The sequence below is a fragment of the Mariprofundus aestuarium genome (genome assembly GCF_002795805.1).
Classification (GTDB): Bacteria; Pseudomonadota; Zetaproteobacteria; order Mariprofundales; family Mariprofundaceae; genus Mariprofundus; species Mariprofundus aestuarium.
Genome location: NZ_CP018799.1, coordinates 2,361,175 through 2,373,840 on the forward strand (window position 1 = coordinate 2,361,175; position 12,666 = coordinate 2,373,840).

Sequence of the window (12,666 nt, forward strand, 5' to 3'; positions counted from 1 at the left end):
AGATGGTTAAGGAAAACCAATCAAGTTTTGCTAGTAGCCCAGTGCCTAGCATCCTCAAGAGTATGGAAAACATCACATTCGAAAACTTGCTCTCTCATTAGAGAGCAATAGTTATTTGCTAAATCAAGCAACGGCCCTTGGGGTACAACTAGAGCTATTTTAAGTTGATGTTTTGTGCGAGAGATCATTTCATCAGTAGATGCATATATTTCCGTATGCCCGACCTCTACAGAGTGACTAGAAACGCCTAAAAAGTCATTAATCACATACTCGATATCTTTAAAGCGAACATCTGAATGGTGCTCAACATTAGATTCAAAAATCTCGCAGCCACTAACTTCTCCAGTGAATAACCTATGCAAGCCAGTTTTCTCCCATATATTTGTATATGCCATAATAATGTAAACACTCCTTATCAAGAGACCAAATAAGATATATCGACAAGGCATATGAAAACATTAATAGATAGCTATAAACAGTAAGGGTCAACGAAACCTTTTGCAGTTAAGAAAAACTTCTTGCTTTTTTAGGGTGTTTGGATGAAGACTTGTACAAGAAAAGAAGGTCGAAATCGACTGAATATTTCACTATCCTCTTCAGATGCATATATACCCTAACAAAATAGATCTGTTAAAACCATAAACTTCATTGCAATGGAGTTGATAACTCATTCATTTATATTCAGCTCATAATTCAAGTGATCAAAAACACTCCCGATAAGTATTCCTGCATGTATTTTTAGTTTTACTGTGCCCTCTGCGTAAGAGCGCGCTTAGGCGTTTCTCTTCGAGAAACGGCGCGTTAAGGGCTAGCCCTTAAAACCCCATGCATATTTAGTTTGTTTTAGTTCCACTTTTTTACGTTACCTATTTCAATTTTATGAGGAATAGGTGCGTCTTGATGGCAGCATATCATCTAACTCTGAAAGTGGGCTCCAAAGGAAAGGCTACCCCACATTTTAACTATATCTGTGCATCAGGGAAGTATGATGCCAAGCGCGGAGTGGTCCATGCCGAACACGGCAACATGCCACTATGGGCTGCTTCAGATCCCGCCTTGTTCTGGAAAGCATCGGATGAATTCGAGCGTGCTAACGGCACGGCATATAGAGAACTCGAAGTTGCATTGCCGAGAGAGTTGCCACTGCCACAGCAGATTGAATTAGCTAAAGAGTTAGCCGAAGAGGCATGCGGGAACCATCATGCTTATAGCTTCGCAATCCATCATACAAAGGCGGGTGATGGTGGCATGAATCCTCACGTGCACCTTCAATTCTCGGAACGCATTGATGATGGGTTCGAGCGGGAGCCACAGCACTACTTCAAACGCGCGAACAAGAAAGAGCCAGAGAAAGGTGGATGTGTAAAGGATAGGTCTTGGCAGGCAACGAAACGCGGAAATCAGAAAGTCGCTGAATCCAGTGGTCGATTACTAGATATTCGGTTGCAATGGGAGGTTATGTGCAATCAGGCTCTCGATGACTTTGGAGTAGACGCCTCAGTTGATTGTCGCAGTTATGCAGACCAAGGCATAGAGCTGACCCCACAACCTAAAGTTGGCGCAAGTTCCTGGCATAGATTTCAACGTACTGGTGAAAAGAACGAACGCTTCCAGAGATATGATGAAGTAGTTCAGGCCAACCATCCGATAGTTTGTGATTTAGACAAATTAAGGTTCCAGTCCCTAGAGCGTCGTCAGAATGAGTTGATTGAAGAACGGAGTACCATTACGCGAGAACTCAATCAGTTAAGACAGAAGAGGCCTGATGTTCGCAGTAGAGATGAAGTTATCATAGACCTATTGCCAAGAATCAAGGCTGGAAAGAGCTGTTTGAGCAAACTTAAGCTGGCCAAGCAGAGCTATACCAAGGCGCATAACAGGTATCAAGGGTACCGCCAGATCATGGAGCCTACCCTGACTTGGGGAAACATTGGTAAGAAAATAAAATGCTGGCTTGATCATAGTTCAAAAGCAGGTGAACAGATGCTTCTAAAGCAAGCGCGAGATTCACATCTGCTCGCAAAGCGGGAAGCGAGAGCTTTACTCAGGAAGGCCAAGAGCAGCCCTATCATGCATGACAAGGCAGAGGTGGTTATAGATGGCGAGCGTAAAGAGCATTTGCATTGGGATCAGAACATCAAGGCATTGAGGGGCAGGATGTCAGCTATTAATGAGACCCTTGAGAGCACTAGAGAATCAATTGCTCTATTGCAAAGAAAGCACCCTGATATTGATGCGCCTGAGCAGGTGCAGCCTCAAGAAGATATTGGACTGCACCTGTCATTAAGAATGTGAGAATCAGGCCGCTTTTTTCAGATCGGCGATATCTTCATTAATCGCTTCAAGGGTGCGTTGCTGTATCTCTAACTCAGCCCCCATAGATAGTAACTCTTCATGTTCTGAATACAGAATTACGCCTTTCTGTTGGGTTGAGCGAACATAGAAGTATACGCCACTTTCATTGAAATAAAGACGAAGACCAGCATCTTTGAATGTGGCGTTTATCTGCGCGCGCAGTTCATAAAGCTTCTGTTCATCGCTTTCATCACCTAGGTTGTAAATAGCCCTGTTTAAAGCATCGACATGTTGCTGAGTAGGAGTGAAGGTAAGAAGCTCTGATTCCTTCTGTTCAATTTCACTCTTAATCTCATCAGCAGCCTGCATGGCTTTCAGGTATCGAGAGCGAGCGTCACTAAACATGGCATCACCTGCAGTACTGAAAAGCTGAGCAAAGCGATCTACCTGCTTCTGAGTATCAGAAAGCTTCGTATTTAATGATGCAATTTCAGACTCTAACTTCTGTTTAGAATTGGCATGACCCCCTAGTGCTGAAAACCAGTCAATTTGTTCACTTAAAACAATGAGGGAGGCGTTCTCTACATCTCTATATCTCCAACGCATGGAGCACTCACAGCCAGCAGCCATATAATTCGAATCACACAGCAATAGAGAAGCGTTGCCCCTGTTCATGAACCGATATGTACTTTCACATTCAAGACATTTACACATACCTGTGAACAAGTTTGAGAACTTAGGGCCTTTTCTGCCTGCTGACTTGTTTTTCCGGCGATTCTGCTGAGATGACTGGGCATGGTAAAACTGCTGCTCAGAGATAATAGACGGATAGTAATCTTTGATTGCTGAACCAACTGGTTCACCATTTTGGCAAGGTTGATACTCCCCCATTGTTGAGCGACTACTTAGCACCCTCGCGATATATGATGTATGCCACATTTTCGCTCGACCAAAGGGTGTTACACCTTCCTCATTCAATGAGGAAGCTATTTTACGACGGCCAACACCTGCAATGCTCTGAGAGAAGATAGAGCGCACGATTTCTGCATGCTCTTCTATGACTTCAAATCTCTGTTTGTCATCTGACAGGCGTAGCCAGTGTGGAGCCTTACCTGTTATTGGTCGCTTAGTTTCTACAGCCAGTCTGCGTCTGTTCTCCCAGCTTGCTGCAGAACGTTTTGATTTGATTGCTGACTCTTCATGACTTCTGCTCATTGATATTAAGCTATACATCAATTGGCCTATATCATTGACGCTTTCGGCAGTGTAATGCTGGTTGTCGGCTAGGGTCACAATTTCAACTCCAGCTTCAATAATAGATGAGAACAGAGAAAGGGCTGTAAAGATTTGCTGCCGAGACAACCGATCCAAGCTTTCGAGAATCAATATTGATCCTTTTTCAACTCGCCCAGCTTCTACTAGCTCAATGAACTTCTTTAAGGCACCTTCAGTGCTGTTCTTTCCACGAAAGGCGGATACACCGATATCTCGCAATGACTCATCGAGTAATAATCCATTCTCTTCAGCGTATGCACGGGATGCTTCTAGCTGACGGCGAAGGCTATCGCCTTTTAGTTGATCAGGGGTAGAGAATCGAATGTATGAATATGCTTTCTTTGTCATAATGAAGGCTCCTTAAAATCAGGCCTACTTGTTTATCGGTAGGTTTTCTGACTAATGTAGCCGAACAGTGTCGTATGCAGCCGTTCATTTTCGATATATTAGACCATATTCATATAGTTGCATGCTCCCCATAAGGACAGGTTGTTAATCTCATGTGATATGCTTCAATTGGGTAATGACCGGAACCGACCCAAAGCGGTCATTCGCTAGATAAGCCGGAGGGGAAGTGGAAGAACTATTTTCAACAATGTTCACAGTATTATTTTGTTCAGTATTTGTGTGGTTTTTTCTGTGTTTCAAATTATTTAAAATTCTTGAAACTAGGCACCCTGAAACATATAAAACCATGGGAAGTCCGACACTGATAATGAATAATTCTTTATCAAACAATATCTCATTCATGAGGTTTCTTTTTAAGAGAGAATGGCGTGATCTAAATGATGATGGTTTATCATCTTTGGGGAAGGGGATGTTAACATTCTTCGTTATATATTCGATTTGTTTTATTTTCATTTTCTTCGCAGTAGCTCTTGGATATGCCTCATGACTGTAGGGAAAATGTTATCTTGAAAAGAATCGGGACATCACGTGAATGGTAGTAATTGAATTTATTGAGGCTGTAATTCTGTTATTAGGAATGGTTGGCATCCCTGGAGCGATTATATCCATACTTATGTCAAACTATTATGCGAAGAAGACTATGGATAGGTTAAGGGAAGTTAGTCCTGAAGCATATGCTGAACTTGGCAAGCCATCTCTTTTCCTTAACAACACCATAAGAAATATGAGCAAGTTCTTTAAATGGCTCCACGCTAGAAAATATAAAGAACTAAATGATGAGTCTCTCACCTTAATGGCATCAAACGCACTGAAATCTAGGCTGGCAGCAGCTATCTGTATGGGTGCTTTTTCACTGGCAATGGTAATTCTTTCTTTGTAAGAGAAGCCTTAGAATACAAAATCTTTGAATGTCCGCTTTTGGCCGTTCTAAGACGGTCAGAATGCAAGAGCGACAGTGTCAATCCAGTGGTGCCCAGATTTGTCCGGACTGGGGATGCAGTAGGGACTCGAAAAATATGTACGAGTGGCGGTTTCCGGCCAATAGTGGACGTTGGCAAATTGATGAAAGGTTGTTATTTCAAAAATATGGTATGGCTATATACCTCCTCTCCATTCACTAAAATCCGCATCTTATGCTCTCCAGGATAGTGCTTACGAGTGCTTATAAAATTGAACGAGTGCGACTTCCGAATCACTAACCTCTCCCCCATGTACATCTGGCAGACCCTCAACTTGAAAACCTTCTTAGAGACGGAGCCGTTGGCTTTTTGATAGTCAATCGCGTAATCGAGCACGAAATGCTGATCCTCTTGATGTGAGAGCAACTCCAGTTCGAACTCAAGATCGTCGCCGATAACAACCTCCTGTTCGCTGACTCGGAATGCCTCGATCGTAACGACCGGATTAGGGGTAAACCCGAGTAGAGGGAATACATCCGAATGTCCTTGCTTCACCAAAGTGCGCATGCCATGGCGAATGATCCAGTCGCGGTCATCCGACAATTTCTTCTGCCACCGTAGACAGGTCGCGATGGCCAGTTCCGGATGATCCTTGCTGATGTCGTTGATGTTATTGGCAACCGACCTGCGAACTGTCGGATTTGGGTCGTCCACCAGTCTATCTAGCAAATTGATAACCGCCTCCGGATCACGAATCAGGGATGCTACTTTTGTCGCCCATGGCAAACGCGAACGGGTGCCCTCCGATACCAGGCGGCGCAGGTGCCATCTCTCGCTATCGCACCATGCATGTAGATGGCAGAACGTCAGGTTGTAGTGGTGCTCAAGAAATGGCCGAATGGCGAATTCGGCCGTGAACATTTCGGTTAGTTCTTTCAACGCATCAAGTGACAATTCGGGCTCGTCCAGCCCGTAGCACCCGATGTAATCGATCACCGGCCATGCCGCGAATCCACTATAGGGATCGTCGGGATCGCCATAGTTCCAAACCTCTTTAATGTTTTTTAAGATTGTGATTGTTTCTAAATAGTTATCCGGAAGATGCTGGTGCAGCACCCGGATTATTTGATGAACCCTCTCTTTGAGCTCAAGTGCGTCCAATCTGGCAATTGCATCATTCTCGAAACCTTCCGAATCTATCAATGGATTTACCTGTTGTAATGCAGTCGTGATGCGGCGAACCGCATCACGACCCAATTCATGTTTCAGCTGTTTAGCCACGATTGTAGGTGGCTAGGGAGGCCAGTGGCCGGATACAGGATTCATCCATCTGCTCCATATCCATCAGCGCAAAGAATGCCCCAGCCTCTGGGCACCCCTTCTCTTTCTCAACAACATCTTCTAAATCCTCATTGCTGCGAAATTGTATGATATCGAGATATTCCGATTCAGATTTGCGAACCATTTCACGCCGTAGAATTCCGGGGTGAGAATCTACAAACGCTTTCTGAAACAGCTCCGAAGCCTGCATTAATTCTGATTCTGTTTTTCCTTCGGCCAGAAGGATCGGTGCAATGACCGTTACGGGTTTATTCATTTTTTTCTCCTTATTGGATCGTGTCCATGGACAAATGCTATGGATAAATATGCCATTATATGGCATATTTGATGAATGGAGCATTCAACCGTATCTGTCCGCCTGCAACGCCTCGACCTGCTGGAAGCGAGACTTAAATCGGGAGAGGCGATGACCGCTGGCGGATTGGCAAAGGAGCTTGGCGTCAGCCTCCGCACTATCAACCGCGATATCGCACTCTTAAGGGATCGTGGGCTACCGGTCGAATCGGACATCGGCCGTGGCGGCGGTATCCGACTGCACCGTCACTGGGCTATCGGTCGGATCAATCTCAGTTACTCCGAGGCAGTTGACCTGATGGTCAGTTTAGCCATTGCTGAGCAGATGGACTCACCCATTTTTCTCGCCCATCTGAAAAGTGTTCGTTCGAAACTGAGAGCCTCATTCTCCCCAGCCATGAGCCACAAAATCGATAGCCTGAAATCACGGATACAGATTGGAAAGAGTGTTTCGGCAGCGGTACTATCAGGCTTTTCGAAACCTGATCCTGCCGTCACCGAACGGCTGAATCAGGCCTTTCTGATGATGAATCCGGTGCGCATCACTTACCGGGACATGAAGGAGTCGGTTACCGAGCGCGAAATCGAACCACACTACCTGCTACTCAACTATCCTGTATGGTACGTTCTCGCCTGGGACAGGCTAAGAGAAGATGTCAGAACTTTTCGGTGCGATCGCATTCTGCAACTTGAAAGCATTGATGAGAGTTTCCAACTGATTCCAATCCGCCAGTTTAAAAAGGCGTTAGAGGGCGTCCAGACGATTTAATTGCTTAGCTGCTGTTTTGAACGTCTGCTATTGGCCGAAAGCAGACATTCAGCAATGCCCCCGATTTAACAGCAGGGTGTCACTTTGAGTCACACTAACCTGCCGCTTTGTCACAATGACCTGTCACATTCATTACAATCTGCAGCTGGTCAACACCCCGACTGTTTTACAATTTATGCCTTCCCCCACACGCTTAAGCTGGACCTCTCCTGTCTATGTGAATGGTGAATTTTCACTGCTGAACATCTTCTTTTGGATTTAGTCTGTATTATCTATCTAATTGATTGTAAGTGCTTAATGGTCTCTATGCTAGCCAAGTTGTATAAAGGTTGAAGAAGAACACTGGGATCTAGGTGGCTTATAGATTTCAATGATAGAGCGTAAGCCGCATCAGCTTCTAAAGTGGCATAAAGATAGTTCCCAATGTGGGCGTTCTTTTTGCAACATCTGTATTGGTAAGGGTCGATTCCAAGCTCGACAAAAACATCATACTTGGTTCTTCCGTAATATATGTGATCACACTCTAATAATGATTTCAAAAGTACAACTTTTTGGAATAAATGTAGATTTTCATCACTGAATGGATCATTGAATAAAGAAATTAGCCTTGGTATTTCAGGTTTAATTTTAGTTGAAAATATCGGATGTTTTTCAACAGCTTCATTAGTAGAGCAGCGCTGCTTACACAAGCGGCATACTCCCCATGGAATTTTCCAATTTTTAACCCATTCAAGTCCAAATCGTCCACAGTTTATGCAGTCTTCAATCAGAGGGGTATCGTGAATTAAACAGTGGCTTATCCACTGATGTGTCCAAGCTTCTCTAAAATATGGTATTTCGTCCTCTTGAAAGCAAAGCGGGCAATATCTTTCAGAAAAGGATGGGTGTATGTCAGAGGCATAGATGCTTATAAAAAGCTCTAAATCTTTGGGAGGAACAAGTTCTTCGGTATGAGAAATGACATCACAATCAATAAACAACTCATGAAGTGTTTTTCCATTGAAACTATAGGTATCGAAGTCTTCGATGAATGCTGCGTTATGATGAGCTAACCTATAAAGCCAGCCCGTGGTGGATTCATCTTTATTTGGGAGAAAGAAAACGGCCAGAAGTGATTCAATCACTTCTGGCCAAAGCTAAAGATGCTCAATAAATCGGCATTTATTGTCATGGCGCTGTAATAAAACCAACGCAACTATAATGAGTTACAAGATATCTCATTATTTATTGATGCTAGTTTTATCATTAACTAGTGAAATATCTCATTAATTAGTGGCACAGCACAATGTCCTACCCACATTTACTGTCGCCACACTCCAAGCAGCAGTTGCAGTTATCAAGACGTACAACCGCCATCGCGCCGCACTTGTCACACTGGTTACCCTTGGCCATGGCATCCTTGCCCAGCTTCTCTTCAGCTTCATGACGTTTGGCCTGTAGTTCGGCGTTATTGAGCGTACCTTCCATCATCCCGATGGAGATCAGGTGCTGCTGGATCACTTCACCGATCTCGGCAACGATAGACGGCATATATTTGCCACCGCGCTTGTAGTAGCCACCGCGCGGATCGAACACCGCTTTAAGCTCCTCTACCAGGAAGGTGATATCACCGCCCTTGCGGAAGATTGCGGAGGTGATGCGGGTCAGCGCCACAATCCACATGAAGTGCTCCATATTCTTGGAGTTGATGAACACCTCAAACGGACGGCGATGTTCATCCGGCGTTCCATGATTGACGATCACATCGTTGATCGTGATATACATGGCGTGATCAGAGTTCGGTGTTTTGATCTTGTAGGTGCTGCCTTCAAGAATATCGTCACGCTCAAGAAGCGGTGCGATATGGTGAATCGTTGCCTCCTGCTTCTGTGCCTCATCCTCGGGTTTCTTCACTTCATAACCGGTGATTTTACTCTCAATTTTGATCATCACTTACCTCCACGCATGGCCAGAATCTCTTTGATCCGATCACACCTAAAATGGTGCAGCGTATTTCCATGATTGCTCATGCCCGGACGCTGCAGCCGGTATGTGTGGGGGCTCTCACCTTCAAATGAATGAACCTCGGGAGAACTAGCCAGTACCCACAGATTTATTGGCGGGAGCTTCTTCCGGCCAGCTGATCCCATTAGCGGAATCAGAACTTGCCATAATACCCCTCTTTAAGGGCATCAAAGAGGTTGGCTGCGGAGTGAACCTCTCCGTCGTACTCAATCTCATCGTTACCCTTGGCCTCGATCTCGGTGCCATCCTCAAGCTTGAACTTGTAGGTAGTGTTGGCGAGATCAGACTCCTTCACCAGCACGCCCTGGAACGCCTCCGGATTAAAGCGGAAGGTAGTGCAGCCCTTGAGCCCCTGCTCGTAGGCGTAGAGGTAGATGTCCTTGAAATCCTCATACGGGAAGTCGGTCGGCACGTTGGCTGTTTTGGAGATGGATGAATCCACCCAGCGCTGTGCTGCGGCCTGGATATCGACATGCTGCTTTGGTGTCACTTCATCAGCGGAGATGAAATAGTCTGGCAGCTTGTTGGCCTCCTCCTCAGTGTAGGGCATGGCATCGGCATTGATCAGTTCGCGGTAGGCGAGCAACTCGAATGAGAATACATCCACCTTCTCTTTTGACTTCTTACCCTCACGAATAATGTTGCGTGCATAGTGGTGCGCGAAGCTCGGTTCAATGCCATTGGAGGCATTGTTGGCCAGAGAGAGTGAAATTGTACCGGTCGGTGCTATCGATGAGTGGTGAGTAAAACGACATCCCTTCTCAATCATCGCTTCGATCATCGCTTTATCCTCTTCGCAACCGGTTGCGAGGAATTTCTGCATGTACTTGGAATATTTCGCCCAGAGAACCTTGCCAGCCAGCTTGTCGCCGATCTTGATGCCATCGTCCAGCATCTCAGGACGCTTGGCCATCATCTCAGGCGTTACTTCGTACTCCTTCTCAAGCGCAGGTGCTATTCCCTTCTCATCGACCAGTTCGAGACCTGTCTGGAAACCGGTACGTGCCATCTCATAGGCAATCTTCTCGGTGAACTCCAGTGATTCGGAGGTACCGTAAGGAGTCCGCAGCATGGTCAGTGCGGAACCGAGCCCCAGGAAGCCCATGCCGTGACGGCGTTTGGAGAGAATCTCCTCGCGCTGTCTCTCCAGCGGTAAACCGTTAATATCAACCACGTTGTCGAGCATACGGGTGAAGATCGCCACCACCTCGCGGTAGGATTCCCAATCGAAGTATGCGTTATCGGTAAAGGCATTGCGCACAAACTTGGTCAGGTTAACGGAACCAAGCAGGCAGGCACCGTATGGCGGCAGCGGCTGCTCGCCGCACGGGTTGGTGGCACGCACGTCCTCGCAGAACCAGTTGTTGTTCAGCTCGTTCACTTCATCGATCAGGATAAAGCCAGGTTCGGCGTAATCGTAGGTCGAGGCCATAATCACATCCCAGAGGCGCTGCGCCTTCATGGTACGGTAAACCTTGCAGGCCACATAACCGCGGTCATCCTTAACAGAACCCTTTGGTGGGTTGGCAACATGTTTAAACACAATGCGGGTCTCGGCATCGTCGATCTCGCACTGGCTGGCCGGAAAAACAAGATCCCAGTCACTATCATTCTTCACCGCTTCCATGAAATCGCGGGTGATCAGGCAGGAGAGGTTAAACTGGCGCAGGCGACCATCTTCGCGCTTAGCGCGGATGAAATCGGTGATGTCGGGATGGGAGATGTCGAAGGTACCCATCTGCGCACCGCGACGGCCACCAGCAGAGGAGACGGTAAAACACATCTTGTCATAGATATCCATGAATGAGAGAGGCCCTGAGGTGTAAGCGCCGGCACCCGATACGTAAGCGCCTTTCGGACGCAGGGTGGAGAACTCGTAGCCGATACCGCAACCGGCCTTCAGCGTCAGGCCCGCTTCGTGGACCATGGAGAGGATGCCGTCCATCGAGTCAGGGATAGTGCCTGATACGGTGCAGTTGATTGTCGATGTGGCTGGTTTGTGTGCTTCAGCGCCGGCATTGGACATGATACGGCCAGCAGGGATCGCACCATTGGCCAGCGCCCATGTGAACTTCTCGAACCATTCATCGCGTTTATCTTCATCCTCAACCGCGGAAAGCGCCCTAGCTACACGCTCATAGGTCGCTTCGATATTCTCGTCGACGGCATTGTGATTCTTATCCTTCAGACGATATTTCTTGTCCCAGATATCCAGCGATGCAGGCTGAAACCCGATGTCAGCCGCACTGTTCTGTTGCGCGCCATCAATTGATGCGATCTTCAAAGCGTTCCTGTTTGAGCTCATGCACTCCCCTCCGGCAATCATCCGGCGAAGTGGCCGGAAAACGAAATCTTGGCGGGGAGTGTAGGCACAACATCTAGGGTGTCAAGCAATCTCATTGCACTATTTGTTGTGTTTTAATGCACACATATTATCCACCAGTTATCCACAGCTTATCCAAGAAAAACCTAACAAAAGGGCATTCTCCCTATATAAACAGAGGCTTTGTTTGGAGAGTCGGCAAATGCCTGATACGATGCGCATCCCATGAACGACACAACCCATAACCCTGATACAAGCACAACATCTGGTGCTGCGGAAAACCCGACCCACTTCGGCTTTGAAACCGTAAGCGGCACCGAGAAGGTGAACCGCGTGATGGGAGTTTTCTCATCCGTTGCCAGCCAGTACGACATCATGAACGACGTCATGAGCGGCGGCATGCATCGACTCTGGAAACGGCGCCTGTTTGCAACGGCATCAATCGGTGCGGGAAGCCGTGTCCTCGACGTCGCAGCAGGTTCGGGCGATATTGCCATCGGACTGGCCAAGAAAATGGGGCCGACCGGACGTGTCGTATTGACCGACCTCAATGGCCCGATGCTGGCTGAAGGGGCTCGCCGGGTTATTGATGAGGGACTGCTTCCGGGTCGCGCCGACTGCATACAGTCTGACGGCACTCGCCTCGCGTTTGCCGATAACAGTTTTGATTGCGTGACCATCGCCTTCGGCATCCGCAACTTTCTCGATATCGAGACGGGGCTGGCCGAGTTCTATCGTGTTCTCAAACCGGGCGGACAGTTTATCTGCCTAGAGTTCTCGCGCCCTGTATTGCCGGGACTTGATGTGATCTATGATGCCTATTCATTTAATATTATTCCTCTGATGGGTGAAAAGGTGACCGGCGACCGCGACTCCTACCAGTACCTCGTTGAATCGATCCGCCGCTTCCCTGACCAGAACCGTTTTGCCAAACTGATCAGCAAGGCTGGCTTCGACCTCGTGAAATACGATAACCTGACCGGTGGGGTCGTCGCCCTGCACAGAGGTTACAAGGTTTGAGACTGGTAATTAGACACCGGCCTGAAAACCGTACCATG

The 12,666-nt window shown here is 47.0% G+C and carries 11 protein-coding genes; 4 read left to right on the plus strand and 7 right to left on the minus strand.

Going from position 1 to position 12,666, the window contains the following annotated elements; genetic code table 11:
* Window positions 1–20: 20 nt before the first annotated feature.
* Window positions 21–395 carry a hypothetical protein gene (locus Ga0123461_RS11360; RefSeq protein WP_100278445.1) on the minus strand — a complete coding sequence of 125 codons (375 nt, stop codon included), beginning with the start codon at window positions 393–395 and terminating at the stop codon, window positions 21–23.
* A 505-nt stretch (window positions 396–900) separates the two neighbouring features.
* On the opposite strand from Ga0123461_RS11360, the gene Ga0123461_RS11365 reads away from it, so the two are divergent.
* Window positions 901–2,295: a MobA/MobL family protein gene (locus Ga0123461_RS11365; protein ID WP_100278446.1), complete on the plus strand. Its 1,395-nt coding sequence runs from the start codon at window positions 901–903 to the stop codon at window positions 2,293–2,295.
* A gap of 3 nt (window positions 2,296–2,298) precedes the next feature.
* On the opposite strand, the gene Ga0123461_RS11370 is transcribed toward Ga0123461_RS11365, so the two are convergent.
* Window positions 2,299–3,918, minus strand: a complete 1,620-nt coding sequence (locus Ga0123461_RS11370; protein WP_100278447.1) for a recombinase family protein — start codon at window positions 3,916–3,918, stop codon at window positions 2,299–2,301.
* 592 nt (window positions 3,919–4,510) lie between these two features.
* Here Ga0123461_RS11370 and Ga0123461_RS11375 point away from each other — a divergent pair.
* The gene (locus tag Ga0123461_RS11375) at window positions 4,511–4,858 is read left to right on the plus strand and encodes a hypothetical protein (RefSeq protein WP_100278448.1); all 348 of its coding nucleotides are present in this window, start codon (window positions 4,511–4,513) and stop codon (window positions 4,856–4,858) included.
* A gap of 193 nt (window positions 4,859–5,051) precedes the next feature.
* On the opposite strand, the gene Ga0123461_RS11380 is transcribed toward Ga0123461_RS11375, so the two are convergent.
* On the minus strand, window positions 5,052–6,158 hold the full coding sequence (locus tag Ga0123461_RS11380; RefSeq protein WP_100278449.1) for a DNA alkylation repair protein: 1,107 nt from the start codon (window positions 6,156–6,158) through the stop codon (window positions 5,052–5,054).
* Entirely contained in the window at window positions 6,151–6,474 is a 324-nt protein-coding gene (locus Ga0123461_RS11385; protein ID WP_100278450.1) for a hypothetical protein, read from the minus strand. Before Ga0123461_RS11385 ends, Ga0123461_RS11380 begins: the two co-directional genes overlap by 8 nt.
* Before the next feature lie 75 nt (window positions 6,475–6,549).
* Here Ga0123461_RS11385 and Ga0123461_RS11390 point away from each other — a divergent pair, with 75 nt between their 5' ends.
* Window positions 6,550–7,281, plus strand: coding sequence for a helix-turn-helix transcriptional regulator (locus tag Ga0123461_RS11390; protein ID WP_100278451.1), 732 nt, complete (start codon window positions 6,550–6,552; stop codon window positions 7,279–7,281).
* A gap of 272 nt (window positions 7,282–7,553) precedes the next feature.
* Here Ga0123461_RS11390 and Ga0123461_RS11395 read toward each other — a convergent pair whose 3' ends face one another.
* The 3 genes from Ga0123461_RS11395 to Ga0123461_RS11410 all read right to left on the minus strand — a co-directional run bounded on the left by Ga0123461_RS11395 (window position 7,554) and on the right by Ga0123461_RS11410 (window position 11,590).
* Window positions 7,554–8,405 (minus strand): TniQ family protein, encoded by an 852-nt coding sequence (locus Ga0123461_RS11395; RefSeq protein ID WP_100278452.1) that lies wholly within the window; start codon window positions 8,403–8,405, stop codon window positions 7,554–7,556.
* 166 nt (window positions 8,406–8,571) lie between these two features.
* A complete protein-coding gene (locus Ga0123461_RS11400; RefSeq protein ID WP_100278453.1) occupies window positions 8,572–9,213 on the minus strand; it encodes a TSCPD domain-containing protein in 642 nt (213 codons plus the stop codon).
* 205 nt (window positions 9,214–9,418) lie between these two features.
* Window positions 9,419–11,590, minus strand: a complete 2,172-nt coding sequence (locus Ga0123461_RS11410; protein ID WP_100278455.1) for an adenosylcobalamin-dependent ribonucleoside-diphosphate reductase — start codon at window positions 11,588–11,590, stop codon at window positions 9,419–9,421.
* 243 nt (window positions 11,591–11,833) lie between these two features.
* Between Ga0123461_RS11410 and Ga0123461_RS11415 the strand changes: the two genes are divergently transcribed.
* Window positions 11,834–12,628: a class I SAM-dependent methyltransferase gene (locus tag Ga0123461_RS11415; RefSeq protein ID WP_100278456.1), complete on the plus strand. Its 795-nt coding sequence runs from the start codon at window positions 11,834–11,836 to the stop codon at window positions 12,626–12,628.
* The last annotated feature ends 38 nt before the right edge of the window (window positions 12,629–12,666 follow it).

Bases quoted from the DNA above. Each gene is read 5' to 3' on its own strand.
- Ga0123461_RS11360 (WP_100278445.1), bottom strand. From the start codon at position 395: ATGGCATATACAAATATATGGGAGAAAACTGGCTTGCATAGGTTATTC.
- Ga0123461_RS11365 (WP_100278446.1), top strand. From the start codon at position 901: ATGGCAGCATATCATCTAACTCTGAAAGTGGGCTCCAAAGGAAAGGCT.
- Ga0123461_RS11370 (WP_100278447.1), bottom strand. From the start codon at position 3,918: ATGACAAAGAAAGCATATTCATACATTCGATTCTCTACCCCTGATCAA.
- Ga0123461_RS11375 (WP_100278448.1), top strand. From the start codon at position 4,511: ATGGTAGTAATTGAATTTATTGAGGCTGTAATTCTGTTATTAGGAATG.
- Ga0123461_RS11385 (WP_100278450.1), bottom strand. From the start codon at position 6,474: ATGAATAAACCCGTAACGGTCATTGCACCGATCCTTCTGGCCGAAGGA.
- Ga0123461_RS11390 (WP_100278451.1), top strand. From the start codon at position 6,550: ATGGAGCATTCAACCGTATCTGTCCGCCTGCAACGCCTCGACCTGCTG.
- Ga0123461_RS11410 (WP_100278455.1), bottom strand. From the start codon at position 11,590: ATGAGCTCAAACAGGAACGCTTTGAAGATCGCATCAATTGATGGCGCG.
- Ga0123461_RS11415 (WP_100278456.1), top strand. From the start codon at position 11,834: ATGAACGACACAACCCATAACCCTGATACAAGCACAACATCTGGTGCT.